26 protein-coding genes are annotated in these 25,611 nt (G+C 72.3%); 5 read left to right on the top strand and 21 right to left on the bottom strand.

Annotation, left to right across the window (positions count from 1 at the left end; translation table 11 throughout):
• Window positions 1–128 precede the first annotated feature (128 nt).
• The 14 genes from ACWDX6_RS08590 to ACWDX6_RS08525 all read right to left on the bottom strand — a co-directional run bounded on the left by ACWDX6_RS08590 (window position 129) and on the right by ACWDX6_RS08525 (window position 14,162).
• Window positions 129–998 (bottom strand): alpha/beta hydrolase, encoded by an 870-nt coding sequence (locus ACWDX6_RS08590; protein ID WP_451484196.1) that lies wholly within the window; start codon window positions 996–998, stop codon window positions 129–131.
• A 103-nt stretch (window positions 999–1,101) separates the two neighbouring features.
• Window positions 1,102–2,322: a kynureninase gene (gene kynU, locus ACWDX6_RS08585; RefSeq protein WP_451484195.1), complete on the bottom strand. Its 1,221-nt coding sequence runs from the start codon at window positions 2,320–2,322 to the stop codon at window positions 1,102–1,104.
• Complete coding sequence (locus ACWDX6_RS08580; protein WP_451484194.1) at window positions 2,315–3,163, bottom strand: tryptophan 2,3-dioxygenase; 849 nt, start codon at window positions 3,161–3,163, stop codon at window positions 2,315–2,317. The genes kynU and ACWDX6_RS08580 overlap by 8 nt, the downstream gene beginning before the upstream one ends.
• A gap of 109 nt (window positions 3,164–3,272) precedes the next feature.
• The gene (locus tag ACWDX6_RS08575) at window positions 3,273–4,094 is read right to left on the bottom strand and encodes a DUF3152 domain-containing protein (RefSeq protein WP_451484193.1); all 822 of its coding nucleotides are present in this window, start codon (window positions 4,092–4,094) and stop codon (window positions 3,273–3,275) included.
• Between the two features lie 307 nt (window positions 4,095–4,401).
• Window positions 4,402–4,815 carry a DUF3151 domain-containing protein gene (locus ACWDX6_RS08570; protein ID WP_451484192.1) on the bottom strand — a complete coding sequence of 138 codons (414 nt, stop codon included), beginning with the start codon at window positions 4,813–4,815 and terminating at the stop codon, window positions 4,402–4,404.
• A gap of 130 nt (window positions 4,816–4,945) precedes the next feature.
• Window positions 4,946–6,400: an MFS transporter gene (locus ACWDX6_RS08565; protein ID WP_451484191.1), complete on the bottom strand. Its 1,455-nt coding sequence runs from the start codon at window positions 6,398–6,400 to the stop codon at window positions 4,946–4,948.
• Window positions 6,401–6,441: 41 nt separating this feature from the next.
• Window positions 6,442–7,608, bottom strand: a complete 1,167-nt coding sequence (locus ACWDX6_RS08560; RefSeq protein WP_451484190.1) for a MalY/PatB family protein — start codon at window positions 7,606–7,608, stop codon at window positions 6,442–6,444.
• 83 nt (window positions 7,609–7,691) lie between these two features.
• Entirely contained in the window at window positions 7,692–8,714 is a 1,023-nt protein-coding gene (gene fbaA / locus ACWDX6_RS08555) for a class II fructose-bisphosphate aldolase (RefSeq protein ID WP_451484189.1), read from the bottom strand.
• A 223-nt stretch (window positions 8,715–8,937) separates the two neighbouring features.
• A complete protein-coding gene (pyrE, locus tag ACWDX6_RS08550) occupies window positions 8,938–9,477 on the bottom strand; it encodes an orotate phosphoribosyltransferase (protein WP_451484188.1) in 540 nt (179 codons plus the stop codon).
• Between the two features lie 36 nt (window positions 9,478–9,513).
• Window positions 9,514–10,305 carry an aldose epimerase family protein gene (locus ACWDX6_RS08545; protein ID WP_451484187.1) on the bottom strand — a complete coding sequence of 264 codons (792 nt, stop codon included), beginning with the start codon at window positions 10,303–10,305 and terminating at the stop codon, window positions 9,514–9,516.
• A 36-nt stretch (window positions 10,306–10,341) separates the two neighbouring features.
• On the bottom strand, window positions 10,342–11,214 hold the full coding sequence (locus ACWDX6_RS08540) for an SRPBCC family protein (RefSeq protein ID WP_451484186.1): 873 nt from the start codon (window positions 11,212–11,214) through the stop codon (window positions 10,342–10,344).
• Between the two features lie 155 nt (window positions 11,215–11,369).
• Entirely contained in the window at window positions 11,370–13,028 is a 1,659-nt protein-coding gene (locus ACWDX6_RS08535) for a polyamine aminopropyltransferase (protein ID WP_451484185.1), read from the bottom strand.
• A gap of 75 nt (window positions 13,029–13,103) precedes the next feature.
• Window positions 13,104–13,622 (bottom strand): DUF2617 family protein, encoded by a 519-nt coding sequence (locus ACWDX6_RS08530; RefSeq protein ID WP_451484184.1) that lies wholly within the window; start codon window positions 13,620–13,622, stop codon window positions 13,104–13,106.
• Window positions 13,623–13,946: 324 nt separating this feature from the next.
• Complete coding sequence (locus ACWDX6_RS08525) at window positions 13,947–14,162, bottom strand: hypothetical protein (protein ID WP_451484183.1); 216 nt, start codon at window positions 14,160–14,162, stop codon at window positions 13,947–13,949.
• A gap of 101 nt (window positions 14,163–14,263) precedes the next feature.
• Between ACWDX6_RS08525 and ACWDX6_RS08520 the strand changes: the two genes are divergently transcribed.
• Both ACWDX6_RS08520 and ACWDX6_RS08515 read left to right on the top strand, forming a co-directional pair.
• Entirely contained in the window at window positions 14,264–15,436 is a 1,173-nt protein-coding gene (locus ACWDX6_RS08520; RefSeq protein WP_451484182.1) for a pyridoxal phosphate-dependent aminotransferase, read from the top strand.
• Between the two features lie 279 nt (window positions 15,437–15,715).
• Entirely contained in the window at window positions 15,716–16,891 is a 1,176-nt protein-coding gene (locus tag ACWDX6_RS08515) for a hypothetical protein (protein ID WP_451484329.1), read from the top strand.
• 13 nt (window positions 16,892–16,904) lie between these two features.
• On the opposite strand, the gene ACWDX6_RS08510 is transcribed toward ACWDX6_RS08515, so the two are convergent.
• Window positions 16,905–17,438 (bottom strand): type III secretion system chaperone family protein, encoded by a 534-nt coding sequence (locus tag ACWDX6_RS08510; protein ID WP_356888176.1) that lies wholly within the window; start codon window positions 17,436–17,438, stop codon window positions 16,905–16,907.
• 248 nt (window positions 17,439–17,686) lie between these two features.
• Entirely contained in the window at window positions 17,687–20,275 is a 2,589-nt protein-coding gene (clpB, locus tag ACWDX6_RS08505) for an ATP-dependent chaperone ClpB (RefSeq protein WP_451484181.1), read from the bottom strand.
• A 95-nt stretch (window positions 20,276–20,370) separates the two neighbouring features.
• Between clpB and ACWDX6_RS08500 the strand changes: the two genes are divergently transcribed.
• Window positions 20,371–20,784: a pyridoxamine 5'-phosphate oxidase family protein gene (locus ACWDX6_RS08500; protein ID WP_451484180.1), complete on the top strand. Its 414-nt coding sequence runs from the start codon at window positions 20,371–20,373 to the stop codon at window positions 20,782–20,784.
• A gap of 138 nt (window positions 20,785–20,922) precedes the next feature.
• On the opposite strand, the gene ACWDX6_RS08495 is transcribed toward ACWDX6_RS08500, so the two are convergent.
• Together ACWDX6_RS08495 and ACWDX6_RS08490 are read right to left on the bottom strand one after the other, a co-directional pair.
• Window positions 20,923–21,240, bottom strand: a complete 318-nt coding sequence (locus tag ACWDX6_RS08495; RefSeq protein WP_356888170.1) for a (2Fe-2S)-binding protein — start codon at window positions 21,238–21,240, stop codon at window positions 20,923–20,925.
• Window positions 21,237–21,479: a hypothetical protein gene (locus ACWDX6_RS08490; RefSeq protein ID WP_451484179.1), complete on the bottom strand. Its 243-nt coding sequence runs from the start codon at window positions 21,477–21,479 to the stop codon at window positions 21,237–21,239. The genes ACWDX6_RS08495 and ACWDX6_RS08490 overlap by 4 nt, the downstream gene beginning before the upstream one ends.
• A 132-nt stretch (window positions 21,480–21,611) precedes the next feature.
• Here ACWDX6_RS08490 and ACWDX6_RS08485 point away from each other — a divergent pair, with 132 nt between their 5' ends.
• Together ACWDX6_RS08485 and ACWDX6_RS08480 are read left to right on the top strand one after the other, a co-directional pair.
• On the top strand, window positions 21,612–22,592 hold the full coding sequence (locus tag ACWDX6_RS08485; RefSeq protein WP_451484178.1) for a helix-turn-helix transcriptional regulator: 981 nt from the start codon (window positions 21,612–21,614) through the stop codon (window positions 22,590–22,592).
• Window positions 22,593–22,594: 2 nt separating this feature from the next.
• A complete protein-coding gene (locus ACWDX6_RS08480) occupies window positions 22,595–23,062 on the top strand; it encodes a hypothetical protein (protein WP_451484177.1) in 468 nt (155 codons plus the stop codon).
• Between the two features lie 68 nt (window positions 23,063–23,130).
• Here ACWDX6_RS08480 and ACWDX6_RS08475 read toward each other — a convergent pair whose 3' ends face one another.
• The 3 genes from ACWDX6_RS08475 to grpE all read right to left on the bottom strand — a co-directional run bounded on the left by ACWDX6_RS08475 (window position 23,131) and on the right by grpE (window position 25,507).
• Complete coding sequence (locus tag ACWDX6_RS08475; protein ID WP_451484176.1) at window positions 23,131–23,589, bottom strand: heat shock protein transcriptional repressor HspR; 459 nt, start codon at window positions 23,587–23,589, stop codon at window positions 23,131–23,133.
• A 4-nt stretch (window positions 23,590–23,593) separates the two neighbouring features.
• Complete coding sequence (gene dnaJ, locus ACWDX6_RS08470; protein ID WP_451484175.1) at window positions 23,594–24,781, bottom strand: molecular chaperone DnaJ; 1,188 nt, start codon at window positions 24,779–24,781, stop codon at window positions 23,594–23,596.
• Between the two features lie 72 nt (window positions 24,782–24,853).
• Window positions 24,854–25,507, bottom strand: coding sequence for a nucleotide exchange factor GrpE (grpE, locus tag ACWDX6_RS08465; RefSeq protein ID WP_451484174.1), 654 nt, complete (start codon window positions 25,505–25,507; stop codon window positions 24,854–24,856).
• Window positions 25,508–25,611: the final 104 nt, after the last annotated feature.

Raw genomic sequence — 25,611 nt, 5'->3', positions numbered from 1 at the left:
GGCGGGCCCGGGTGACGCGGTCGTCACCAGGAATGGGGATCCTTCCGGGTCCTCCCTGAGGACTACCGGCTCATCCGCGTCCTGCCCCGCAGAAGCCGAGACGCGGTTTCAGAAGGCGAGACGCGGTTTCAGAAGGCGAGCTGGGCGATCTCCTCCGCCACCACCGCGCACGCGTCCGCCGCCGGGTCGATCAGCGGGAAGTGGCCGACGTCCTGGAGGAGCGTGAATCCGACCATCTCCCCGGCCTTCGCCGCCGCCTCCACATAGGCCTCGGCGACGGGCTGCGGGACGACGATGTCCTCACGGCCCTGGACGACCGTGGTCGCGATGCCGGTCGGCAGCAGCAGCGCGGGGTCGGTGTACCGCGCCCTTACGTCGAACTCCCCCGGTCCTCCCAGGAGTTGTGTCACGGCGTCGCCGCACACGCCGAGCTCCACCGCCCGGTCGAAGTGCGCGATGGGGGCCAGCGCCACCACCCCGCGCAGCGCGGGCGGCGCGGGCAGCCGCCAGGGCGAGTCCGCCGGGACGACGTGCCGGGCGGCGGCCCACAGGGCCAGGTGGCCGCCCGCCGAGTGGCCGGTGAGGACGACCCGCCGCGCGTCGGCCTGCGGCAGGTGCTCCGCGGCCAGCGCGGGTACGGCGTCCAGCGCGGCGGCCACGTCGTGGAACGTCTCGGGCCAGCGCCCGGCGACCGGTGCCGTACCGCCCTGGCGGGGGATGTCGCTGCCGCGCCGGTACTCGACGTTGGCGACGGCGAAGCCCCGGCGGGCCAGGAAGTCCACGAAAGGGGTCAGATGTCTCCGGTCGTACGGTGCCCGCCAGGCGCCGCCGTGCAGCGCGACGACGAGCGGGGCCCGCAGCCGGCCGTCGCGCGGGGCGTAGAAGTCGACGACCTGGTCGGGGTGTTCGCCGTACGCGGCGGAGGCGTCCGGGGTGACGGCCGGGTGCGAGAAGGCCGATGCCTCTTCGGCGGCGTCGCGCGCGGCGGGGTCCGGCATGCTGTTCCAACCTCTCGGTGACGGGGCCGAATTGGCCTGACCTGCGGGGACGGTACCAGGAGTACGGCCCCCGCAGATCAAGCGATCATCCGACCTTCCGGCCTCAGGAGGCGGGCACGTCCGCGAGAACATCCGCGAGGACGCGCGCGGCCCGCTCGGTGTCGGCGAAGCCGACGTACAGCGGTGTGAAGCCGAACCGCAGCACGTCCGGGCGGCGCAGATCGCCGACCACCCCGCGCCGGATCAACTCCGCCATGACGGCGGGTGCTTCGGCGCAGCTCAGGGCGGTCTGGCTGCCGCGCTCTGCGTGCGGTTCCGGGGTCAGCGACGTGACCCGGCCGGCCGGGACGTACTCCCGTACGCACTCCATGAAGAAGTCCGTCAGGGCGAGGGACTTCTCCCTGACGTCCTCGATCGCGACCCCGTCCCACACGTCCAGCGCCGATTCGAGCGCCAGCAGGGAGAGGATGTCCGGGGTGCCGACGCGGCCGCGGAGCGCGCCCGCCGCCGCCTCGTAGCCCGGGGTCATCCCGAACGGGTCCGCGTGCGAGTTCCAGCCGGGCAGCGGGGAGTCGAAGGCGGCCTGGTGCCGCTCGGCGACGTACAGGTACGCGGGCGAACCGGGGCCGCCGTTCAGGTACTTGTAGGTGCAGCCGACGGCCAGGTCGACCCCGTGCTCGTCCAGGCCGACCGGCAGGGCGCCCGCGCTGTGGCACAGGTCCCAGACGGCGAGCGCGCCCGCCGCGTGCAGCGCGGCGGTGATGCCGGGCAGGTCGTGGAGGCGACCGGTGCGGTAGTCGACGTGGTTGACGAGCGCGGCGGCCGTGCGCGGGCCGACGGCGCCGGGTACGTCGGCGGGTGCGACCGGCACGATCCGGTGCCCGGTCATCCGGGCCGCGGACTGGGCGATGTACCCGTCGGTGGGGAAGGTGGTCGCGTCGACGAGGATCTCGTCCCGGCCCTCACCGGCGAGCCGGGCGGCGCCGACGACGGCCTTGAAGACGTTCACGCTGGTCGAGTCGGAGACCACGACCTGGCCGGGGGCGGCGCCGACGAGCGGGGCGATCCGGTCGCCGATCCGCTCGGGCGCGGTCCACCAGCCGCTCTCGTCCCAGGACCTGATGCGCAGCTCGCCCCACTCGCGGGTGATGACGTCGGCCATCCGGGCGGGGACGTGGGCGGGCAGGGCGCCGAGCGAGTTCCCGTCGAGGTAGGTCACCTCGTCGAGGGTGAACTTCTCGCGCAGCTTGCCGAGTCCGTCGTGCGCGTCCAGGCGCAGCGCCTTCTCGGGCAGGGTCTCCCGGGTCTTCAGGGGCTCAGACATGGCTGCGTGCCGTCCACAGCTCGGGGAACACGTTCTTCTGCGCCCGCTTCTCCAGCCAGGCCACGCCCGCCGAACCGCCCGTGCCCGTCTTGGAGCCCATGGCACGCCGGGTCGCCACGAGGTGGTCGTTGCGCCAGCGCCAGACCAGCTCGGCGACATCGCTCAACGCCTCGCCGAGCCGGACGAGTTCGCCGTTCTGGTCGGGCTCGGCGTAGATCCCGGCCCAGACCTCCTCGATCTCGGGCGAGGGCTCGTACCTCTTGGCCAGGTCGCGGTCGAGGACGGCGGCCGGCACCGGCAGTCCGCGCCGGGCGAGCAGCCTGAGCACCTCGTCGTAGAGGCTGGGCTCCTGGAGCGCCTTCTCCAGCTCCGCGTGGACCCGGGGCGCGCCGCGGTGCGGCACCAGCATCGACGCGGACTTGTCGCCGAGCAGGAACTCCATCCGCCGGTACATCGCCGACTGGAAGCCGGATCCCTCGCCGAGGGCGCCGCGGTAGGAGTTGAACTGCGCCGGGGTGAGCTGGGCGAGCGGCCGCCAGGAGTGGTTCAGGGCCTCCAGCTCGCGCACGGACCGCTTGAGCGCGTCCATCGCGACGGGTACGCGGTCCTCGCGCAGCGCGCGGCTCGCGGTCTCCCACTCGTGGACGATGACGGTGAACCACAGCTCCATGACCTGGGTGGTGACCAGGAAGACCATCTCGCCCGGATCGTCGGAGCGCAGTTGCTGGAGGTGGGTGAGAACGTCCGCCTGGACATAGTCCTCGTACGGCGTCGTGCCCGCGAAGTCGAGGTTCGGGTCATCGACCGAACCGGCTCCGGAGGCATCGGGGAAGGTGGACATTTCTGTCTCCTCGATACGTACTACCGGGTAGCGGTCCGCTCCTTCCGTGTGGCAGTGGAGCCCCGGTCCCCTCGGGTCCGCGCGCTGCGGGCACGCGGTCCCATGCGCATCATGACACGATCGGACCGGTGATGTAGGTGCCATCTTCGTCATACGGAAAAGCGTTCGAACGGCAGCCGTCGAGGCCCTTGATCTGCTGCATCATCACGGGCGCGAGCCGCCCCGGCCCGGGGCACCCCAGGTGCTGCCGGATCCCGATCTCATGGCCGACCTCGTGGTTGATGATCAGATGGCGGTACTCGGAGGGCGGGCCGGCGAACTGCGGCGAGCCCAGCATCCAGCGCCTGAGGTTCACCACGACGCCGGTGGTCGTCTCGCAGTTCAACTCGCCGCGGGTGTCGAGTCCGTTGGCGAGGCAGAGCCGGTCGGCGGTGGCCGGTGTGGCGATCCGGATGACGAAGTCGGCGTTCTCCGCGACCAGTTGGAACCGGCCACGGCCGTGCGCCGCCCAGCCGCGCGGGTGGGCGAGGATCCGCTGGATCTCGGCGGCGGCGTCGCGGGCGGAGAGGTCGATGCCGTCCTCGACCTGGACGCGGTAGCGGCGCAGCGAGCCACCGGTGCCGACGGGGTCGCCACTGGACCGGGCGGTGGTGAAGGTGCCCGCGCCGGAGGCGGGGACCGTCGTCCTCGTCGGCGTGGGCTTCGCGCTCGGCTTGGGCTTGGGTCTGGGCGGAGGCGTCGGCGTGGGCTTGGGCTTCGGCGTCGACTTCGACTTCGACGGGGTGGCTCGCGGAGCGGGCGTCTCGCCGGCCGGCTCCGGTGGCCCGGCGGCGGTGTCGGCGTCCGGGCTGCCGTGGAAGTGGGCGAGGGCGGCGCCGCCGCCGAGGGAGAGCACGACCAGACCGAGCGCGAGGAAGAGCAGCCGCGCCATCGGACGCCGTCCGGACCGCCCCCGGCCGCGTCCGCGGCTCCGCGCTCGTCGTCGTCCGGTGGGTGCGGCGGCACGCTTGCCCAAGACAGACTTCTCCCCTGCGTCGGCCGGAATGGGGGGAGAGGGTGGGGCCTCTGTGCCGGCGGATCGGTACAACGGTCCGGAGGATCGTAACCGTCCTTTCGAACGGCTCTCGAACGCTGGCGGAACTATGACCGGTTTCCTCCCGCACCCCAGGGCCGTGGGGCGGGCGGACCAGGGCACGGGGTGACCCCGGGGGCGGGCGCGCCCCCGGGGGCACCGCGCCTCAGCCGAGGGTGTCGGCCGCCGTCTGGGAGGAGTCGCGCAGGAACGCCGAGCAGCGCTCGTACTCGTCCTTCTCACCGATCTCGCCGGCCGCCCGCGCGAGCGCGTGCAGCGCCCGCAGGAAGCCCCGGTTCGGCTCGTGCTCCCACGGGACCGGGCCGTGTCCCTTCCAGCCGCTGCGGCGCAGCGCGTCCAGGCCGCGGTGGTACCCGGTACGGGCGTAGGCGTACGACTCGATGACCCGGCCGCCCTCGTACGCCTCGTCGGCGAGCTGGGCCCAGGCCAGCGAGGAGGTCGGGTACTTCGCGGCGACGTCCGCCGGTGCCGTGCCGTTCGCGAGCAGCTCGCGCGGCTCGGGATCGTCGGGCAGGTGGGTGGGGGGAGGTCCCCCCAGCAGGTTCTCGTGGATGGCCATGGCCCCAGTCTGCCTCAGCGCCCCACCCCACCGGCCCCCGGAGCCCTTCCCGTTCATCCCCGCTTCACCGGCCCCCGGAGGCGTACGGGCCGGCAGCCGAGTTCGGGGAGTCCTCCCGCTCATCCTCGCTTCACCGGCCCCCGGAGCCCTCCCGTTCGCCCGGGTCGAGCGGCGGCGAGGTCACCCCGCAGTGGACACGGCACCCGGGGTGGCATTCCGCGGCCGCGACCGGCGCCCGGACCGTCGCCCACGCCAGCACCGCACCGGCCACCAGGAGCCCCGCGCACATCGGCATCGCCCGTCGGAACGTCTCCCCGAACTCCGCCGCCGACCGGTACGCCTCCGGGCCCATCCCGGCCAGCATCGGCAGGGCCGCCACCGCCAGCAGCCCCGCCGCCCGCGCCGCCGCGTTGTTGATCCCGCTCGCCAGGCCCGCCCGGGAGACCTCCACGGACGACAGCACGGTCGCGGTCAGCGGCGCCACCAGGACGGTCATGCCCAGGCCCAGCACAAGCAGGGCCGGCAGCGCGTCGCGCGGGTACGAGGCGTCCTCCCCCACCCGCAGCATCAGCAGCATCCCGGCCGCGCACAGCAGCGGGCCCACGGTCAGCGGAATCCGCGGCCCGATCCGCTCCCCCACCTCACCGGCCTTCGCCGACAGCAGCAGCATGAGCACGGTCGTCGGCAGCAGGGCCGTGCCCGCGCCGAGCGCGCTGTACCCCGACACCACCTGGAGCTGGAGCGCGGCGAGGAAGAAGAAGCCGCCGAACGCCGCGTACACGCACAGCGTCACCAGATTGACCGCGGTGAACTGGCGGGAGGCGAAGATCGAGGGCGGCACCATCGGCTCGGCCCGTCGCCGCTCCACCCCCACGAACGCGGCACCGACCACGACACCGAGCGCCCCGGGCCACCACGCCTCCACGATCAGGGCGTAGGTGAGGAGCGCGAGCGCACCGGCGCCGAGGGCGGCGCCGGCCATGTCGAACCGGCCGTGAGCGCTCCCGTCGCGCGACTCCGGGACGTGCCGCAACGCCACCGGCACGCACAGCGCCGCCAGCGGCACATTGATCAGGAAGACCCACCGCCAGCCGGGCCCGTCGACCATCCAGCCGCCGACGAACGGACCGACCGCCGCCCCCACACCGCCGAACCCCGACCACAGCCCCACCGCCCGCGCCCGGTCGTCCGGGTGGAAGCTCGCCTGGATCAGCGCGAGGGACCCGGGCGTGAGCAGGGCTCCGCCCACACCCTGGAGGGCGCGAGCGGCGATCAGCACGCCCGCGTTCGGGGCGAGCCCGCACAGCAGCGACGCGGCCGCGAACCACACCACCCCGACGACGAAGACCTTCCGCCGGCCGTAGCGGTCGCCGAGGGCCCCGCCCAGCAGGATCAGTCCGGCGAGCGTGAGCATGTAGGCGTTGACCGTCCACTGAAGGGCGGCCATGTCGGTGCCGAACTCCCGGCCGATGTGGGGCAGGGCGATGTTGACGACGGTGGAGTCGAGGAGCGCCATCCCCGAGCCGAGGACGGTGGTGAGCACGATCCACCGGCCGGTCCCCGAGGCGAGCCTGATGTCCTCCATGTCTGCATGCTGCCCCCGACGCGACGGCTCCGCCCCCCGGCTCACCGGGTCCGCAGCCTCCCGGCCGCCCGCACCAGCGCGTCCACGCCCCGCTCCGCCTTCTTCCTCGGACAGCCGAGGTTCAGCCGCACGAAACCCGCCGCTCCGTACACCGCGCCCGGCATGATCGCGACCTTCTCGCGCTCGATCAGCTCGCGCTGGAGCGCGCTCTCGTCGATGCCGAGCGGCCGCAGATCGATCCAGGCCAGATAGCCGGCCTGCGGAGGCGTCCACTCCACCCCGGGCAGGCCCTCGGCCAGCCGCTCCGCGAGCATGCGCATGGTGCCGGCCACATACCGCCGCAGCTCGTCCAGCCAGGGCCCGCCGTGCCGGTAGGCGGCGATGTGCGCGGTCAGGGAGAGCACGGCCGGGGAGGCGAGGCCCTCGCCGGTCTCCATGCGCCGGACGAACGCCTCCCGCTCACCGGGGTCGCCCACGATCCCGTACGAGCCGGTCAGCGCCGGAAAGTTGAAGGCTTTGGTGCCCGAGGTGATCAGGGCCCACCGCCGGCCGCGCCCGGCCTCGGCGAAGCGACTGAACGGCAGATGGCGGTGGCCGTCCGCCACCAGGTCCGCGTGGATCTCGTCGCTGACGACCGCGACGCCGTGCCGCTCGGCCAGCCGGGCGAACTCCGCGAGCTCCTCATCCCGCCACACCCTCCCCGTGGGGTTGTGCGGCGAACACAGCAGCAGCATCCGGGCGCCCGGCCGCGCCAGCTCCGCCGCCAACGCCTCGGTGTCGCCCACGGGCACGCCCCGCAGGTCCCGCCCCAGGCCGGTGACCACCTTGTGGAAGCCGTCGTACGTCGGGGTGTGCACGACGACCCCGTCGCCGGGCGCCGTCCACATCCGCAGCAGCTGGGAGAGCTGGCTCAGCACCGACGGGGCGTACACCAGCGTCTCGATGTCGATCGCGGTGTCGTGCCGGGTGGCGTACCAGTGCCGTATCGCCTCCCGGAACTCTCCGAGCCGCCAGTCCGTGTAGCCGAAGACCCCGTGGTCCACCCGGTCGCGCAGGGCGGCCAGGACCTCGGGCGGGGAGGCGAAGTCCATGTCGGAGATGGTGAACGGGAGCAGGTCCCCGGCGCCGAAGCGGTCCGCGATCCCGTCCCACTGGACCGACGAGGTGCCACGCCGGTCGACCTGACGGTCGAAGTCGTACGTCGTCACTCGCAGCCTCCAGACATACGGAGGGCCCGGCACCACCGCGGTGGCGATGGTGCCGGGCCCCTTCCGGAACGTGAACCGCGCGGTTACTTCAGCTTGGTGCCGGTCGAGCGCAGCGCCGCGCACGCCTCGGTCACGCGCTCTGCCATGCTCGCCTCGGCCAGCTTGCCCCAGGTGCGCGGGTCGTAGGTGGACTTCTTGCCGACCTCGCCGTCGACCTTCAGGACACCGTCGTAGTTCTTGAACATGTGGTCCGCCACCGGACGCGTGAAGGCGTACTGGGTGTCGGTGTCCAGGTTCATCTTCACGACGCCGTTCTCCAGCGCGGTGGCGATCTCCTCGGCCGTGGAGCCGGAGCCGCCGTGGAAGACGAAGTCGAACGGGGAGGCCTTGCCGTACTTCTCGGCGACGCCCGCCTGGAGGTCCTTGAGCAGCTCGGGGCGGAGCACGACGTTGCCCGGCTTGTAGACGCCGTGGACGTTGCCGAAGGAGGCGGCCAGGAGGTAGCGGCCCTTCTCGCCCAGACCGAGGGCCTCGGCGGTGCGGATCGCGTCGTCGACGGTGGTGTACAGCTCGTCGTTGATCTCGTGGCTGACACCGTCCTCCTCGCCACCGGTCGGGGTGATCTCGACCTCAAGGATGATCTTGGCGGCGACGGCCTTGGCCAGCAGCTCCTGGCCGATGGCCAGGTTGTCGGCGAGGGTCTCGGCGGAGCCGTCCCACATGTGGGACTGGAACAGCGGGTCGCGACCGGCCTTGACGCGCTCGGCGGAGATGTCGAGCAGCGGGCGGACGTAGCCGTCCAGCTTGTCCTTCGGGCAGTGGTCGGTGTGCAGGGCGACCGTGATGTCGTACTTCGCGGCGACGATGTGCGCGAACTCGGCCAGGGCGACGGCGCCCGTGACCATGTCCTTGCTGTACTGGCCGCCCAGGAACTCGGCGCCGCCGGTCGAGATCTGGATGATGCCGTCGCTCTCGGCCTCGGCGAAGCCGCGCAGCGCAGCGTGCAAGGTCTGGGACGAGGTGACGTTGATGGCCGGGTAGGCGAACTTGCCTGCCTTCGCCCGGTCGAGCATCTCGTTGTAGACCTCGGGGGTTGCGATGGGCATTCGTCCGCTCCTTGTGATGTGCGGTGTGTGCGTGGCGTGCTTGGCCCTGACCTGGGGCGACGTCATCGTCGGGCCCCATCTTTCCAGACTCTTTCCCGGACACCAGGGCGAAGGGGTGGACTGTTTCACGTGAAACGGTCCACCCCCTACCAAAGTCGCAGGTCAGGCCCGGTGAGCACACGGCTCGGGGGCCACGTCACGACTTCGCGTCGGTCGGCGCCGCTCAAGCGAGACCGAGGTCGCTCAGCTCGTACGCCGTGAGGTACGGCAGACCGGCTTCGGCGATCGCGCCCGCCGCGCCCCGGTCGACGATCGTGGCCACGGCCACGACCTCGCCGCCCGCCTCGCGCACCGCCTCGACGGCGGTCAGCGGGGAGCCGCCGGTGGTGGAGGTGTCCTCGACGACCAGGCAGCGGCGGCCCTTGACGTCCGTGCCCTCGATACGGCGCTGCATACCGTGCGCCTTCTGCGCCTTCCGGACGACGAAGGCGTCCAGGCGCTGCCCGCGCGCCGCGGAGGCGTGCAGCATCGAGGTGGCGACCGGGTCGGCGCCGAGCGTCAGACCGCCCACGCAGTCGAAGTCCAGATCGGCGGTGAGGTCCAGCATGACCTGACCGACCATCGGCGCGGCCTCGCCGTCCAGCGTGATCCGGCGCAGGTCGATGTAGTAGTCGGCTTCCCGACCCGAGGAGAGGGTCACCTTGCCGTGCACCACGGCCTTGTCCTTGATCTGCTGGAGCAGGTCAGCGCGTACGTCAGTCATGCCCCCGAGCTTATGCGGTGTCCTCGCGCCGCACGCTCAGAGCCGCCGCCAGGCGAAGGCCGCCGTGATCTCCAGGGGGTCGATCGGGGTCACGTACCGGGGGTGGGTGTTGAGGCCGTTCGGTGGTCCGGACTGCGGCTCCACGCAGACCGCCTCCTTCTGCTCGTCGTAGATCACGACCCACTCCGCGCGGCTGGTCACCTTCAGCTCCAGTCGCTCCGGCCAGGTGAGGGTGACGTCGACGCCGTCGGGCATGCCGAAGCAGTCGTCCCAGGGGCCGGGGGTGGGGCCGATCCGGCGGCCGGTGGGGAGGTGGTCGGGGCCGCGCTCCTCCTGCCAGTCGGCGGTGAAGTCGATCCGTACGTCCTCGCCGCCGTCTCCCAGGTTCCGCAGGAACCAGGGGTGCCAGCCGGCCTGGGCCGGGAAGGAGTCATCGACCGTCTCGACCCCGAGGGTGAGGGTGAGGGCGTCCTCGGACAGCTCGAAGAGCTGCGTGACCCGGCCGGTGTACGGCCAGGGCTCCGCGAGGTCGTAGGTGAAGGCGGCCTCGCGCTCACCGGCGCGGGCGGTCTTCCACGCCGTGTCGCGGCCGGTGCCGTGGACGGCGTGCGGGGGCGCGTTGAGGGGCAGCTGATGACTGGTCGCACCGTTGCGGAAGCGTCCGTTCGCGGTGCGCCCGCACCAGGGCACCATGGGGAAGCAGCCGTACCGCTCGCCCTGGCGCAGCAGTTCGGTGCCGCCGATGCGCAGGCTCTCGATCCGGCAGCCGTTGTCGGGGCTGATGGTCAACTCGGCGTCGCCCGCCGTCAGTCGCGTCTGCTTGCTCACGACACCGACCTTAGACGGGCCCGCCGGGGAACGTGCTCAGCGGCGGCGGCGCAGTGCCCGGCCGACGACGACGGCGGAGGCGAGGGCGAGCGCGGCGGCGGGGGCGATCCAGCGCAGGGTGGCGCCCGCGCTGGAGGAGTCGGGGGCGGGAACGGGGGCGTAACGGCCGCGCGGCGGGGCGTGGTCGACCTCCTCCGCGCTGCGTCCGATCATGGTCCGCCGGGCGTGGGCGGCCTCGGCGGCGGGTGCTTCGGCGGGGTAGTCGACCGCCGTCTCGTCGAACTCCTCCTCGCCGAGCGGGTCGAGGGAGGGCGGGGGGACGGGCGTGTCGTGGACGGAGGGGCGGTGGGGTTCCTCCACGCCGTCGTCGACCCCGTCGCTGTCGCTGTCGTCCTCCGTCTCCAGGTCGGCGTCGAGATCGGAGGCGGTGTGGGCTACGGCGTCGTCGGCGTCGTCCGCGTCGGCGTCGGCGCGCAGGTGCTCGATCGCCGCTGCGGCGAGGCTCTCCGCGAACCTGTCGAGGAGCCGCCCGCCGGCCGAGGCGCGCGTCTCGTCGGGGAGGTCGGCGAGCCGGCCGTCCGAGGTCAGGGCGCCGGTGAAGGTGAGCGTCGTACCGTTCGGCGCCGGGGCGAGCGCGATCGTCAGGGACAGCCGCGCCGAGCCCTTGCCCCGCACCTCGGCGCCCTCGCCCTCGACGGCGACGACTCCGTCGCGTTCGGTCAGCCGGAGCGTGCCCCGGTAGGTGATGGTGTTGCCGCCGGCCCGGATCCTGAGGCGGCCCGAGAGGGGGCCCGCCTCCGTGCCGGTGTCCTGCTGGAGGCCGGGGACGCAGCGCGCCACCCGGGCCGGGTCCGTCAGCGTTTCGCGCAGGACCTCGGCCGGAACCGGAACGAACACCTCATGCTCCATGGAAACCGAGCCTACTCAGCCCCGCCCGCCCCGTCGCCTGTTTCGACGTCCGGGCTCGCTGGCGGGTCCCGCGTCCGCCGGTCTCAGCCGCTGTAGCGGGGGTGCGCACGCGTGGGCGCGGCCGGGTCAGCCCCGGTCCCGGGCGTCCGCCGGTCTCAGCCGCTGTAGCGCGGGTGCACGAGCGTGGACGCGGGCAGGTCGCCGCCCCGGGTCCGCTCCACGGTCCGCGCCCCCGTCGCCAGGGCTTCGGCCGTGAGGGAGCGCAGCGGGGGTGTGCCAGCGGCGAGGGCCAGCGTGGGCGGGTGCGGGCTCCGGGCCGCGAGGAGGTACCCCCACTCCGCCGGGCCCGCGCCCCCGTCCCCGGCCGCGCGGTCGGGGCCCGTGGCGAATCCGGCTTCGTGCCCGCTCGCGCCGTAGGGCCGGACCGCGAAACCGGCGGCCCGCAGGGTGGAGTCCACGGTCCAGTACGTACGGGGGCGGGCCGAGGCCGATCCGGCGTGGACCACGAGCCGTCCGCCGTCCGCGAGGATCCGGGCCGCCAGTCCGTAGAACTCCTCCGAGTACAGCTTGGTGCTGGAGGTGATGCCCGGGTCGGGCAGGTCCGAGATCATCACGTCGTACCGCTCGCCGGCGGCCGGCCCCGCTCCGGCCCGACCCCCGGCCTCGCGCAGCCAGCGGAAGGCGTCCGCGTACACGACCCGCACCCGGGGGTCCCGGAGCGCGTGCTCGTTGAGCGTGGCGAGTTGGGGGTCGGTCCGGGCCAGGCGTACGACTCCGGGGTCGGCCTCGACGACGGTGACCGAGCGGACCCCCGGATGGCGCAGCACCTCGCGCGCGGCGAGGCCGTCGCCGCCGCCGACGATCAGCACGCGCGCGTGCGGCCCGTTCATCGCCGGGTGCACCAGCGCCTCGTGGTAGCGGTACTCGTCCTGTCCGCCGACCCTCGGCCGACCGTCGAGGAACAGCTCCGGCGGCGCTCCGGGGGCCCCGGTCACCACGACCTCCTGCATCCCGGTCCGCACGGCGACCCGCACGCTGTCGCCGTACACCGCGCGCCGCGCCGCCCGTTCGAAGTCGTCGACGAGGACGGTGGCGGTGGCGAGGACGGTGAGGACGGTGAGGTTGGCGCCGATCAGCAGCGCCCGGGACCGGGCGGTCAGATCACGCCGGAACAGCCACAGCACCAGGCCGCCGCCCGCCACGGCGTTCACCCCGCCCGTGACCAGCGCTCCCGTGAGCTGGCCGAGCCAGGGCAGCAGCAGGAAGGGGAAGGCGAGGCCGCCGACCAGTGCTCCGACATAGTCGGCGGCGAACAGGTCGGCGACCGTCCCGGCCGGGTCGTCCTCGTCCCCCGCGCCGGGGGCGCGTGCCGACCCGGCCCGCTGGATCAGGGACATCAGCAGCGGGATCTCGGCCCCGATGAGCACCCCGATGGCGAGCGAGAACGCCACCAGGACGTACCGGGACTCGCCGAGCCAGGCGAACGCGGCGTAGAGCACGAGCGCGGAGCAGCCGCCGACGAGCGCGAGGCCGGCCTCGACCAGGCCGAAGCCGACCGCCGCGCGACAGCGCAACCGCTTGGCGAGCAGTGAGCCGACGCCCATCGCGAAGACCATCACGGACAGCACGACGGACGCCTGGGTCACGGAATCGCCGATCAGATACGAGGCGAGCGCGACCAGTTCCAGCTCGTAGACCAGTCCGCAGGCGGCGCAGACGAAGACCACCGCGAGGACCGGATACCGCACCGCACCCGGACGCACGGGCGGCCCTGTCACCCTCCGGGGTGGCATGGGTACGGGCGGATCGATCATGCGCGTAACGCTACGTCACACCTGTATCGCTTTTTGTCACCCACACGAGTGGACCTGATGCATTCCGACGGCGCATCAGTTTGCGGCAGGCATACGGTCACCGATCCGCGTCCGCGTGACCACCAACTGCCCCTCCTGTGGATAGGCGTGCCAGGTGCGCCACCGCACCTGGCCCTCGTGGCGCTGCGCCAGCATCGCCGTGAAGGCGTGCGGCGAGCCGGGGAACGTCCCCGCCAGGCCGTTCGGATGGTCGGCGACGAGCGCGAGCAACTCCTGGGCGCGGCCCGCGAAGGAGCCGTGCGACAACGTCTCGACGCGCGCCGCGAATTCGTACTCCCACTCGCCGACGCGCTTGGAGACGCCCAGCGGCAGCGGCGTACTGCTGCCGGGCATACAGGCGACGGTCTCCGAGCAACTACGGTCCTCCTCTTGCAGAAGTACCTGATGTGAGGCGCCCAGCAGGCGCAACTGCAGTTTGGCTCCGGTCAGTTCGAGGTCGAGCACGGCGAGGGCGGGCAGCGGCTCGCGCCCCAGAGCCCAGGCCAGGTCGGCCGCGCGCGTGTCGGTATAGGAGGTCTTCAGGGTCGTGAGCATGGGTCGGCTCCGCAAACACGGTTTGCCGGGTGGGCCGGGGGCGCCCCGGAGAAAGGGTTCAACGGGAGTGGGGGATCGCCGGCTCGGGTCCACACACGGTCCGAGGGCTGGATGTTCTCAACAGCGAGGGAATCATGAACTGTGGTCAGCTCACCGCGTTTTTACCCAACTTGGAGTGGTTTCCATCCCCTCGGGGGCCCAACGGTTCAACTGTTCAGTCGGAAATCGCTCGCGCGCCTTCAACAAGAAGGTGCCCGTGGGACGTTGACTCCACGGGCACCCAGTCTTGACCCGGGATGAGGGATGCGGCGTGACCGCCCCGTGTCAGTTGCCGCCGCCGCAGCCGCCTCCGCCACCCCCTCCGCCCCCACCGCCGCAGCTGCTCCCGGAGGAGCCGCACGACGATCCGCCGCCGCAGGAGGAACCGCCGCCCTCCCACCAGCTGTGCCGCCGCCCCCGCCGCCCGCCCCGGCTGCCTCCACCGGCCAGCAGGCCCAGCGCGATGATGAGGATCACGGCCCCGATCAGCAGTGCTGCCATCAGTTTCACCCCCGTGTGTCTGTGTGGAGGGGAGATGCCCCACGCCATCCGAGCCCAAAGCGCACTTGAGGAAGTCCAGAGCTTCCACCCACGATGGCGGCATGACACGACCGCTGCTCAACCGCCGACTCGCCGAGTTCGGGACGACGATCTTCGCCGAGATGTCCGCACTCGCCGTACGGACCGGGGCGATCAACCTCGGACAGGGCTTTCCCGACACCGACGGGCCGGAGGAGATCCGCGAGGCCGCCGTACGGGCGCTGCGCGACGGACGCGGCAACCAGTACCCGCCCGGTCCGGGCGTCCCGGAGCTGCGCACGGCCGTCGCCGAACACCAGCTCAGGCGGTACGGACTGGAGTTCGACCCCGACACGGAGGTACTGGTCACGGCGGGCGCGACCGAGGCGATCGCGGCCGCGCTGCTGGCCCTCGTGGAGCCGGGCGACGAGGTGATCGCCCTGGAGCCGTACTACGACTCGTACGCCGCCTGCATCGCGATGGCCGGCGGCACCCGCGTGCCGGTCACCCTCCGCCCGGCGGCCGGCCACTTCGTCCTCGATCTGGACGAGCTGCGGGCCGCCGTCACCGACCGGACCCGGCTGATCCTCCTCAACACCCCGCACAACCCCACCGGCACGGTCCTCACCCGCGCCGAACTCACCGCCGTCGCCGAACTGGCGGTCGAGCGCGATCTGCTCGTGGTCACCGACGAGGTCTACGAACACCTGGTCTTCGACGGTGCCGAGCACCTGCCGATCGCGAGCTTCCCCGGCATGCGGGAGCGCACGGTCACCATCGGCTCGGCCGGCAAGACGTACTCCTTCACCGGCTGGAAGGTCGGCTGGGTCACCGCGAGCCCGGCCCTGACCACGGCGGTCCGCGCCGCCAAGCAGTATCTGACGTACGTGGCCTCGGGCCCCTTCCAGTACGCGATCGCCGAGGCGCTGCGGCTGCCCGACACGTTCCTGGACGACCTGCGCGCCGATCTCCTCGCCAAGCGGGACCTGCTGAGCGACGGGCTCGCCAGGGCGGGTTTCGCGGTCCACCGCCCGGCCGGCACCTACTTCGTCACCGCCGACATCCGCCCGCTCGGCGCGTCCGACGGCGTGGCCTTCTGCCGCGCCCTGCCCGAACGGGCGGGCGTGGTCGCCATCCCCAACGCGGTCTTCTACGACCACCGCGACGCGGGCGTCCCCTTCGTCCGCTTCGCGTTCTGCAAGCGAAAGGCTGTATTGCAGGAGGCGGTGGACCGCCTCGGTCGGCTGGCTCGCTGAGAGCGGCCAGGTGGACGTGCGGGCACAGGGCCCGGCCTTTCAGCCGGACCCCGTCCCGCACGGGAAACGACGGGCAGCGCCGCCCTGGAGGAGACGGTCCCGGCTGAAGACGCCGACCGGCTGACCCGGCGCGCCAAGGCCCCGGGGCGCCCGGGAACAGCCGGGAATCTTTCACCCGGGTGGGCTCTCCGCGCTCGCGCGCCCCCTCCGAGCCGTGACGATCGTCAGGTAGACCGATTTGTCGGGCCGACCTGATTCCCGCGCGCACGGAGGTGCACCCTGTCCGCCGAGACTCTCGACCGCCCGGCGTCCGCCGCTGTCAGGAGCGTCCCCCGCTGGCGGGCCTCCCTGCACCGGGCCGCCCCCGCGCTCGGCCTGTTCGCCGCCGCGCGGCTGACCGGGACGCTCGCTCTCGCGCTCTGGGCCTGGCACGTCGGACGCTCACCGCGCGCGCTGCTCGCCACGTCCTGGGACTCCGACTGGTACATCCGGATCGCCGCCCACGGATACGGCCGCACCCTGCACTGGCCCAACGGCATGGTCCAGTCGGACCTGGCGTTCTTCCCGCTCTACCCGGGGCTCGTCCGGGCCGTCACCACCGTCCTCCCGGTCACCGGCGGCACCGCCGGCCTGCTCCTGTCGTGGCTCGCGGCCGGCGCCGCCGCCTGGGCCGTCTACCTGGTCGGCGAACGGCTGCACGGGCGCCCCGCCGCGGTCTTCCTGGTGCTGCTCTGGGGGCTGCTGCCGCACTCGGTGGTGCTGACGATGGCGTACACCGAACCGCTGATGACGGCTTTCGCCGCCTGGTCGCTCTACGCGCTGCTCACCCACCGCTGGCTCTGGGCGGGCACGCTCGCGGCCCTGGCCGGCCTGTCCCGGCCGAACGGGATCGCCGTCGCGGCGGCCGTCCTCGCCACGGTCGCCTGCGAGCTGTGGCGGCGGCGCGGCAGGGTGGACGGGCGGATGTGGGCGGCCGCGGCGCTGGCCCCGGCCGGATGGCTCGCGTACCTGCTGTGGGTCGGTGCCCGCCGAGGCGATTCGCTCGGCGGCTACTTCGCCGTCCAGGACGGCTGGTCCTCACGCTTCGACCTGGGGGCCGGCGCGCTGCTCTTCGTACGGGGCATGCTCACGGGGCCGACGCAGTTCGGCTTCGCGATGGCGCTGGTGATCACGGCGGTCGGCGTGCTGCTCTTCGCGCTGCTCGCGCTGGTGGAGCGCCCGCCGCTGTGCGTTTTGGTCTACACGGGCGTGCTGGTCCTCATCGCCGTCGGCGGGTCCGGCTTCTTCGAGTCCAAGCCGCGCTTCCTGCTCCCCGCCTTCCCGCTGCTGCTGCCGCCGGCGCTCGCACTGACGAGAGCCCGGCCGAGAGCCGCGATCGTGGTGATCGCGGCTCTGGCCGGGCTCTCGTTCGGCTATGGCGCGTATCTGCTGCTGTTCGCGCGCATGGCGCTGTGAGTCCGCGCGCGTCCTACTCGGGCGCGCCGGGCTCCTTGTCCTCGGGGGACTCCAGACCGAACTGCTCCACGAGCCACTTGTCGAACTCGATCGACGCGCGGACCCAGCTGACGGTCGAGGACACGAAGTGCTCCAGGGCGACGCCGGTGCCGATCAGCATCTGCGCCTCGCCGATGAGCCGGAGGGTGGCGGAGCCGTCCTCCTCCTCGTGCAGGTGGGTGTAGACCTTGGGCCACAGGGTGCGGCGGTTCCAGTCGTCGATCGCGTCGAGGACCTTGGCGCGGTCGTCCGCCGAGTGCGGACGGTCGTAGAAGGTCCGTACGGAGAAGACCTTCTGCTCGTCGTCGCCGCGGAACATGAAGTACGTGCGGAATTCCTCCCACGGCGCCGCGAGGTCGCCCTCGTCGTCGACGACGTACTTCAGCTCCATCTGGTCGAGAAGCTGCTTGACCAGGTCCTGATCAGGGACGACGGGGCCCGCCGGTCCTGCGGCCTGAGGCTGGGGCTGGCCCCCGAAATTCGGAATCGAGGACGGGTCGATGCTCACCGTGAATATCCCTTCGTACGGTTGCGGCCATCCTCTCCCATGCCGGGCGGTACGGCGCAAGCCCGACCGCGCCGGATCGGGCGAGATCCGCTGCGGGCGGACAGGATCTCGCGCACCTGGAGTACGGCGGCCGGCCCGGCGGGGCGCGACGGCCGCGGAATCGACGTGACCGACGGGGGCGGACGAAGGCGGACGAGGGCGGCGGGGGACCGCCCTCGTCATCGTCGGCACCTGCCGGGCGCGGGCCGTCAGGGAGTGGCCGCGCCCACGATCAGGCCGTCCTCGACACGGTCCACGCGGACCGTGTCGCCGTCCCGGACCTCGCCCGCGAGGATCTCCTTCGCGAGCCGGTCGCCGATCGCCGTCTGGATCAGGCGGCGCAGCGGGCGGGCGCCGTAGGCCGGGTCGTTGCCCTCCTCCGCCAGCCAGTCCAGCGCCGCCTCGGTGACGTCGAGCGTGAGCCGGCGGTCGGCCAGGCGCTTGGCGAGCCGGCCGACCTGGAGCCCCGCGATCCGGCGCAGCTCGGCCTTGTCGAGCGCCGAGAAGACCACCAGGTCGTCCAGCCGGTTGAGGAACTCCGGCTTGAACGAGGCCCGCACCACCTCCAGGACCTGCTGCCGCTTCTGCTCCTGCGAGGTCAGCGGGTCCATCAGGAAGTGGCTGCCGAGGTTGGACGTCAGGATCAGGATGGTGTTGCGGAAGTCCACCGTCCGCCCCTGGCCGTCGGTGAGCCGGCCGTCGTCGAGGACCTGGAGCAGGATGTCGAAGACCTCCGGGTGCGCCTTCTCCACCTCGTCGAGCAGGACCACGCTGTACGGCCGGCGGCGCACCGCCTCGGTGAGCTGGCCGCCCTCCTCGTAACCGACGTAGCCGGGAGGCGCGCCGACCAGCCGGGCCACGCTGTGCTTCTCGCCGTACTCCGACATGTCGATGCGGACCATGGCCCGCTCGTCGTCGAAGAGGAAGTCCGCGAGCGCCTTCGCCAGCTCCGTCTTGCCGACACCGGTCGGGCCGAGGAAGAGGAAGGAGCCGGTGGGCCGGTCGGGGTCGGCGATGCCGGCCCGGGTGCGGCGCACGGCGTCGGAGACGGCCTGGACGGCCTCGGACTGGCCGATCAGCCGCCGCCCCAGCTCCTCCTCCATGCGCAGCAGCTTGCGCGTCTCGCCCTCCAGGAGGCGGCCGGCCGGGATGCCGGTCCAGGAGCCGACGACGTCCGCGATGTCGTCCGGGCCGACCTCGTCCTTGACCATGGTGTCCCGGGCGGCCTCCTGCTCGGCCTCGCTGGCCGCCTCCAGCTCCCGCTCGAGCGCCGGGATCTCGCCGTACAGCAGCTTGGAGGCGGTGTCGAAGTCGCCGTCGCGCTGGGCGCGTTCGGCCTGGCCGCGCAGCTCGTCGAGCTTCTCCTTCAGCTCACCGACGCGGTTGAGGCCCTGCTTCTCCTTCTCCCAGCGGGCGGTCAGACCGCGCAGCTCCTCCTCCTTGTCGGCGAGGTCGCGGCGCAGCTTCTCCAGCCGCTGCACGGAGGAGGGATCGCTCTCGTTCTTCAGTGCCAGCTCCTCCATGCGCAGCCGGTCCACGGCGCGCTGGAGCTCGTCGATCTCGACGGGCGAGGAGTCGATCTCCATCCGGAGCCGGGAGGCGGCCTCGTCGACGAGGTCGATGGCCTTGTCGGGCAGGAAGCGGGAGGTGATGTAGCGGTCGGAGAGCGTGGCGGCCGCGACGAGCGCGGAGTCGGCGATCTGGACCTTGTGGTGGGCCTCGTACCGGCCCTTGAGGCCGCGCAGGATCGCGATGGTGTCCTCGACGCTCGGCTCGGCGACCAGGACCTGCTGGAAGCGGCGCTCCAGGGCGGGGTCCTTCTCGATCCGCTCGCGGTACTCGTCGAGGGTCGTCGCGCCGACCATGCGCAGCTCCCCGCGGGCCAGCATCGGCTTGAGCATGTTGCCCGCGTCCATGGCGGAGTCGCCGCCGGCGCCCGCGCCGACGACGGTGTGCAGCTCGTCGATGAAGGTGATGATCTGCCCGTCGCTCTCCTTGATCTCGGAGAGGACGGTCTTCAGGCGCTCCTCGAACTCGCCGCGGTACTTGGCGCCGGCGACCATCGCGCCGAGGTCGAGGGCGACCAGGCGCTTGTTCTTCAGGGACTCGGGGACGTCGCCCTTCACGATCCGCTGGGCGAGGCCCTCGACGACGGCGGTCTTGCCGACGCCGGGCTCACCGATGAGGACGGGGTTGTTCTTGGTGCGGCGGGAGAGCACCTGGACCACGCGCCGGATCTCCTGGTCGCGCCCGATGACGGGGTCGAGCTTCCCCTCCCGCGCGGCCGCCGTGAAGTCCGTACCGAACTTCTCCAGTGCCTTGTACTGACCCTCCGGGTCGGGTGTGGTCACCCGGCGCCCTCCCCTGATCTTCCGGAACGCGTCGAGCAGGCTCTTCGCACTCGCCCCCTGCTGGGCGAGGACGTCGCCCGCCTGTCCGCCCTTCGCCGCGATCCCGATGAGCAGGTGCTCGGTGGACAGGTAGTCGTCCCCGAGCTCCTTGGCGCGCTCGGCGGCATCGGCGATGACGGCGAGCAGCTCACGGTTGGGCTGCGGCGGCGCGACCGTGGAGCCGGTCACGCTGGGCTGGGCGGCGAGCAGCCGCTCCGCACCGGACCGTACCGCGGCCTGGTCGGCCTCGACGGCGGCGAGCAGGTCGGTGATGTTCTCGTTCTCCTGGCCCGCGAGCAGCGCGAGGAGCAGATGCGCGGGGGTCAGATCGGGGTGCCCGTCGGTCACGGCACGGCTGGTGGCCGCGTTGAGGGCGTCACGGCTCCTGTTGGTCAGTTCGGCGTCCACGTGCGGTCTCCTCCTGTCAGGCGCTGTCGCTCGCGTATGACTCATCCAGCGTACACAAAGTTGAGTCCATTCCGCTCAAGGGTAGGGTTCGCGACATGGCGACCGACCCCAGGAACCCCAGCGACTCGTACCTCGGCTTCTGGCGCGAGTACCACATGTGCACCCTGACGACACCCCGCCCGGACGGCACCCCGCACGTGGTGGCGGTGGGCGTGACATACGACCCGGAGGGCGGTGAGAACGGGCTGGCGCGGGTGATCACCAACAAGCACAGCCACAAGGTCGCCAACGTCCTGGCGGCGGGCCCGCAGGGGGCGCGGGTCGCGGTCTGCCAGGTGGACAAGGGCCGCTGGGCGACCCTGGAGGGCGTGGCCCGGATCCGCACGGAGGCGGAGGCCGTCGCCGACGCGGTCGAGCGCTACGCCGCCCGCTACGGCCGCACACCCTCCCCGAACCCGGACCGGGTGGTCATCGAGATCGCGCTGACCCGGGCGATGGGCCGCGCGTAGCGGTCGCGTCCGGGCCGGGCCGGTGGGGCCGTACGGGAAGTGCGCGGACAGCACAGCGGCGCCATCGCGTTTCAGGTCCGCGATGGCGCCGCTGTGTGGGGGTAGTACCTGAGCGATCTACAACGACGGGGGAACCGCTCAGGCACTGCGGGGGGTGGCGGTGATGGTTTCGGACTCGACCAGCTGATGGTCGCGCTGATCGAGATTGACGAAAATCATGCCGTACCGGATGGCACAGCGGACGGGCTGCGGGGCGCCACGAGGCCGCCGCAGACACCGGTAGGCGCGGATGTCCTCGTCCTCACCTCGCGTGATGATGATCGGCTCACCGAAGAGGGTGACCATCAACGAATCGCCACTGTGCGGCACAGCCGTGACGAGGTCGATGAAATGCCACCCGGAGCGGTACGCCGTCGCCATCTCGCGACGGAAGCGAGAGTCGTCGGGAACGTTCATGCGCCCACGGAGGACCAGCCGGGGTCGTTCACCGCGGCCGGCGCCACATGCCAGCCCGGGTCGCCCAGGGCAGTGGTCACGAGCGCCGGCTCGGAGTGCCAGCCGGGGTCGGCAGGAGCGACCCGCGTGTTCGCCCGCTCCGAGTGCCAACCGGGATCCTCGACCGCCCCCAGCGCTCCCACTGTGGCAGCCGCGATGAAGGCGACTCCGGCCACTGCGCGTATGAGCTTCTTCATCATCACCGAGCAACCTCACTTGAAGGCAACGTCTCTTTGCGACCCCCGCGACTAAGACGATGGCTTACTCTCTCCTCTTCCACCACCAAACCCATGCATCATGTTCCTGAGATGCAGGAGCCTGGGGGTGTACGAATGCAGAAACAACCGGACGAAACCGGTCACCCTCATTCGCATGCAGAACTGTGCAAGGCAGGCGCGGACCTGTACGCGAGCGCCTTGCGCACAGGACGAATACCCCGGTCAGAGGCGGCGGAGACGCCCTGCCTCCTCGATCTCTCGCTCCTCCACCCGGATCCGGACGACGCCCAGTGGCTTCGACCGGTGCCGCCCTCCTCGGCGCTGGCCCAGCTGTTGCAGCCGATCGAGCGGGACATCCTGGAGCGCCGGCGGCTCGCGGTCGCGCTCTCCGACGCGTTCGAGCCATTCATGGCGATCAGCGCCCAGGAGCAGCCCGCCACCCACGCCATCACGGTGCTCGAAGGCATCGGCAGGATCAACGCCACCCTGGACCGCGTGGTCGCCAACTGCAGCCAGGAGCTGCTGACCGTCCAGCCCGGCGGCGGACGCCCCGCCCACGCCCTGAGCGAGGCGCTCAAGCGGGTGTCGCCGCTGCTCGGGCGCGGCATCCGGATGCGGACGCTCTATCAGCACACCGCGCGCCACACCGAACTCACCCTCGCCTACCTCGAACACGTCGGACCGGAGGTCCAGGTCCGCACCCTCGAGGAGATCATCGACCGGCTGATCATCGTCGACCGGGAGGTCGCCTTCATCCCGGCCCGGAGCGACCGCCAGGTGGCCCTGGAGCTGCGCCACCCCGGTCTCGTCGCCTACCTCGTCGGCGTCTTCGACCAGTTCTGGCAGCTGGCCGTGCCGATCAAGGAGGAGATCCCCTACGACATCAAGACCGACGACATCAGCGGAGTCCAGCGCTCCATCGCCAAACTCCTCGTCGCGGGCCACGTCGACGAGGCCATCGCCCGCCGCCTCGGCATGAACGTCCGGACCTGCCGCGCCCACATCGCCAAGCTCGCCGCCGCCCTCGGCAGCGGCAGCCGCGCCCAACTCGGCTACCTCATCGCCAGGTCCGGCATCCTGGAGCAGGAAAACTGACCTTGTACGTCCAGATCGACCTCGACGGCCCCGCCGGAACCCTGCGCGTGACCGGTCCCCACCTGCCGACCGTGGAGCTCGTCCGCGCGCCCGGCACCCCGGTGAACCGGCTCATCCCGATCGGGACCCGCGACCGTACCGCCCTCACCCTCACCGTCGACGGGCGCCCCGCCCGCATCCGGCCCGCGCGGGGCCGGTTGCTGCGGTGGTCGTACCGGGTCGACGTCCGGGTCGACGGGGCGCGCTACCGCCTGGTGCCCAGCGGGTACGACGAGAGCCGGCTGACCCGCGACGGCCGGAAGATCGGCACTCTGCGGTGCTCCGGCGACGGTCGGGTCGTCGACGACTGGAAGCCCGGCGCGGCCCCCCGCGACCGGGCCGTCGGCACGGCCCTGGCCGCCGCGTTCGGGACCGGCGCCTCACCCTGGTGGGAGACGGTCGGGGACATCGTCGGCGAGCTCATCCCGTAGTCCGGGGCGACGGCGAGGCCCCCTCCGCAGGAAGCGGAGGGGGCCTCGTCGCGTACGGGAGCAGCCCGCTACTCGACGCCGGGCCGCTTGGGGCGCCAGACGACCAGGGCGCTCGCCTGCTGCACATCCGTGTACGGCACCAGGTCGCGCCGGTACGAGGCGTGCACCTGGGCCTCGCGCTGACGCAGCGTCGCCGCCGCGCCCTCGACCGCCGCCGACAGCTCGGCGACCCGGGCCTGCAGCGCCGCGACCTGGTTCTCCAGCTCGATGATGCGCTTGATGCCCGCCAGGTTGATGCCCTCGTCCTGCGACAACTGCTGGACGGTGCGCAGCAGTTCGATGTCACGGGCCGAATAGCGCCGGCCACGCCCGGCCGTGCGGTCCGGGGAGACCAGGCCGAGACGGTCGTACTGGCGCAGGGTCTGCGGATGCAGACCCGAGAGCTGTGCCGCCACCGAGATGACGTACACCGGCGTCTCGTCGGTCAGTTCGTACGGGTTGCGGCTGCGCCCCGGTCGGCTGTCCATCGCGTCAAGCTCCCTTCGCGGCCTGGAAGAGCTCTGCCCTGGGGTCCTCGCCCGCCGTCGCCTCGCGGTACGTCTCGAGGGCTTCGCGGGCCTTGTCGTCCAGTTCCCTGGGCACCGCGACCTCCACCGTCACCAGCAGATCGCCGCGCGTGCCGTCCTTGCGGACCGCGCCCTTGCCACGGGCGCGCATCGTACGGCCGTTGGGCGTACCGGCGGGCAGCTTCAGTGTCACCGCCGGGCCGCCCAGGGTCGGCACCTTGATCTCGCCGCCGAGCGCCGCCTCGTCGAAGCTGACGGGCACGGTGACGGTGAGGTTGTCGTCCTTGCGGCCGAAGACCGGGTGGGCGTCGACGTGGACGACGACATAGAGGTCGCCGGCCGGGCCGCCGCGCTCGCCCGGGGTGCCCTTGCCGCGCAGCCGGATCCGCTGGCCGTCGGAGACACCGGCGGGGATGCGGACCTGCATGGTGCGGGAGGACTTGGCCCGGCCGCTGCCCTTGCAGACCTCGCAGGGGTTCTCGGCGATCAGGCCGCGTCCCTTGCAGTCCACGCACGGGTCGGTGAGCGAGAAGGAACCGCTCCCGCCGCGCGAGACCTGGCCGGTGCCGACACAGGTCGGGCAGACGCGGGGCGTGCCGTTCTTGTCGCCGGTGCCCGAACACGTCTTGCAGGGCTGCTGCGAGGACATCCGCAGGGGAACGGTGGCGCCCTCGATGGCCTCGGTGAAGCTGAGCGTCACCTCGGACTCGATGTCCTGGCCGCGGCGCGGCTGCGTCCGCGTGCCCGGACCGCCGCCCGCGCCCCGGTTGAACAGTCCGCCGAAGACGTCCCCGAGACCGCCGCCGAACCCACCGGCGCCGGGCCCACCGGGGCCCTGGGCGCCGCCGAAGAGGTCACCCAGGTCGAAGTTGAACGTGCCGCCCGCGCCGCCGGGTCCGGCCCTGAAGCCGCCGTTCCCGAAGAGCGCGCGGGCGTCGTCGTACTCCTTGCGCTTCTTGGGGTCGCCGAGGACGTCGTTCGCCTCGGAGATCTCCTTGAAGCGCTCCTCCGCCTTGGTGTCACCCTTGTTGGCGTCCGGGTGGTTCTCGCGGGCGAGCTTGCGGTACGCCTTCTTGATCTCGGCGTCCGTGGCGTCCTTGGGGACGCCGAGGACCTTGTAGTAGTCCTTCTCGACGAAGTCCTTCGTGCTCATCGGCGTCCCTCCTCCCGGACGATCATCGCGCCGGCCCGCGGGGCACGCGTCCCGGTCCTCCGTCGGACCAGGTCACGCACTTTCCTCGGGCCCACCGCTCTCCTCGTCGGCCGTCTTCTCTTCCTTCGCGGCCGGCGTCGCCCCGGGCTGGGGCTCGGCCACCGCCACGCGCGCGGGCCTGATGGTCCGCTCGCCGATCCGGTACCCCGGCTGCAGGATCGCCACGCAGGTCGTCTCGGTGACGTCCGGCGCGTACGAGTGCATGAGGGCCTCGTGGATCGTCGGATCGAAGGGCTCGCCCTCCTTGCCGAACTGCTGCAGACCCATCTTGGCGACGACGGTCTCCAGCGACTCGGCCACCGACTTGAACCCGCCCACGAGCTCGCCGTGGTCCCGGGCCCTGCCGACGTCGTCGAGCACGGGCAGGAGCTCGGCGAGGAGGTTCGCGACGGCGACCTCCTTGACCGTGACCCGGTCCCGCTCCACACGCCGGCGGTAGTTCTGGTACTCGGCCTGGAGCCGCTGGAGATCCGCGGTGCGCTCGGCGAGCGCGCTGCGGGCCTGGTCCAGCTGGGCCGTCAGACCGGCCGTCTGGCTTACGTCCCCGGCCGGGGCCGCCGAGCCCTCCTCCTGGGAGGGGGCCTCGGCGGCTTCGGCGGCGTCGTCAGAAGCGGCGCCGGAGGGGACGTCGGGCTTCTCCTCGAAGCCCGGGGTCTCCTCCGTCATCAGGCAGCGCCACCCTTCGGCTTCTCGTCGTCGACGATCTCGGCGTCGACGACATCGTCATCGGCCTTGGCCTCGGCGTGCGGGGCCTCGCCACCGGCGGCCTG

It is taken from the genome of Streptomyces sp. NPDC003027 (genome assembly GCF_053591435.1).
The sequence above is the reverse complement of the archived record's forward strand: the minus strand, read 5'-3'. Positions and strand labels throughout refer to the sequence as shown.

Bases quoted from the DNA above. Each gene is read 5' to 3' on its own strand.
- dnaJ (WP_451484175.1), bottom strand. From the start codon at position 24,781: ATGAGCACGAAGGACTTCGTCGAGAAGGACTACTACAAGGTCCTCGGC.
- ACWDX6_RS08490 (WP_451484179.1), bottom strand. From the start codon at position 21,479: ATGATGAAGAAGCTCATACGCGCAGTGGCCGGAGTCGCCTTCATCGCG.
- ACWDX6_RS08485 (WP_451484178.1), top strand. From the start codon at position 21,612: ATGCAGAAACAACCGGACGAAACCGGTCACCCTCATTCGCATGCAGAA.
- ACWDX6_RS08580 (WP_451484194.1), bottom strand. From the start codon at position 3,163: ATGTCCACCTTCCCCGATGCCTCCGGAGCCGGTTCGGTCGATGACCCG.
- ACWDX6_RS08565 (WP_451484191.1), bottom strand. From the start codon at position 6,400: ATGGAGGACATCAGGCTCGCCTCGGGGACCGGCCGGTGGATCGTGCTC.
- ACWDX6_RS08575 (WP_451484193.1), bottom strand. From the start codon at position 4,094: ATGGCGCGGCTGCTCTTCCTCGCGCTCGGTCTGGTCGTGCTCTCCCTC.
- ACWDX6_RS08570 (WP_451484192.1), bottom strand. From the start codon at position 4,815: ATGGCCATCCACGAGAACCTGCTGGGGGGACCTCCCCCCACCCACCTG.
- grpE (WP_451484174.1), bottom strand. From the start codon at position 25,507: ATGACGGAGGAGACCCCGGGCTTCGAGGAGAAGCCCGACGTCCCCTCC.
- ACWDX6_RS08475 (WP_451484176.1), bottom strand. From the start codon at position 23,589: ATGGACAGCCGACCGGGGCGCAGCCGCAACCCGTACGAACTGACCGAC.
- ACWDX6_RS08525 (WP_451484183.1), bottom strand. From the start codon at position 14,162: ATGGCAGCACTGCTGATCGGGGCCGTGATCCTCATCATCGCGCTGGGC.
- ACWDX6_RS08540 (WP_451484186.1), bottom strand. From the start codon at position 11,214: ATGGAGCATGAGGTGTTCGTTCCGGTTCCGGCCGAGGTCCTGCGCGAA.
- ACWDX6_RS08500 (WP_451484180.1), top strand. From the start codon at position 20,371: ATGGCGACCGACCCCAGGAACCCCAGCGACTCGTACCTCGGCTTCTGG.
- ACWDX6_RS08590 (WP_451484196.1), bottom strand. From the start codon at position 998: ATGCCGGACCCCGCCGCGCGCGACGCCGCCGAAGAGGCATCGGCCTTC.
- pyrE (WP_451484188.1), bottom strand. From the start codon at position 9,477: ATGACTGACGTACGCGCTGACCTGCTCCAGCAGATCAAGGACAAGGCC.
- ACWDX6_RS08535 (WP_451484185.1), bottom strand. From the start codon at position 13,028: ATGATCGATCCGCCCGTACCCATGCCACCCCGGAGGGTGACAGGGCCG.
- ACWDX6_RS08495 (WP_356888170.1), bottom strand. From the start codon at position 21,240: ATGAACGTTCCCGACGACTCTCGCTTCCGTCGCGAGATGGCGACGGCG.
- kynU (WP_451484195.1), bottom strand. From the start codon at position 2,322: ATGTCTGAGCCCCTGAAGACCCGGGAGACCCTGCCCGAGAAGGCGCTG.
- fbaA (WP_451484189.1), bottom strand. From the start codon at position 8,714: ATGCCCATCGCAACCCCCGAGGTCTACAACGAGATGCTCGACCGGGCG.
- ACWDX6_RS08520 (WP_451484182.1), top strand. From the start codon at position 14,264: ATGACACGACCGCTGCTCAACCGCCGACTCGCCGAGTTCGGGACGACG.
- ACWDX6_RS08530 (WP_451484184.1), bottom strand. From the start codon at position 13,622: ATGCTCACGACCCTGAAGACCTCCTATACCGACACGCGCGCGGCCGAC.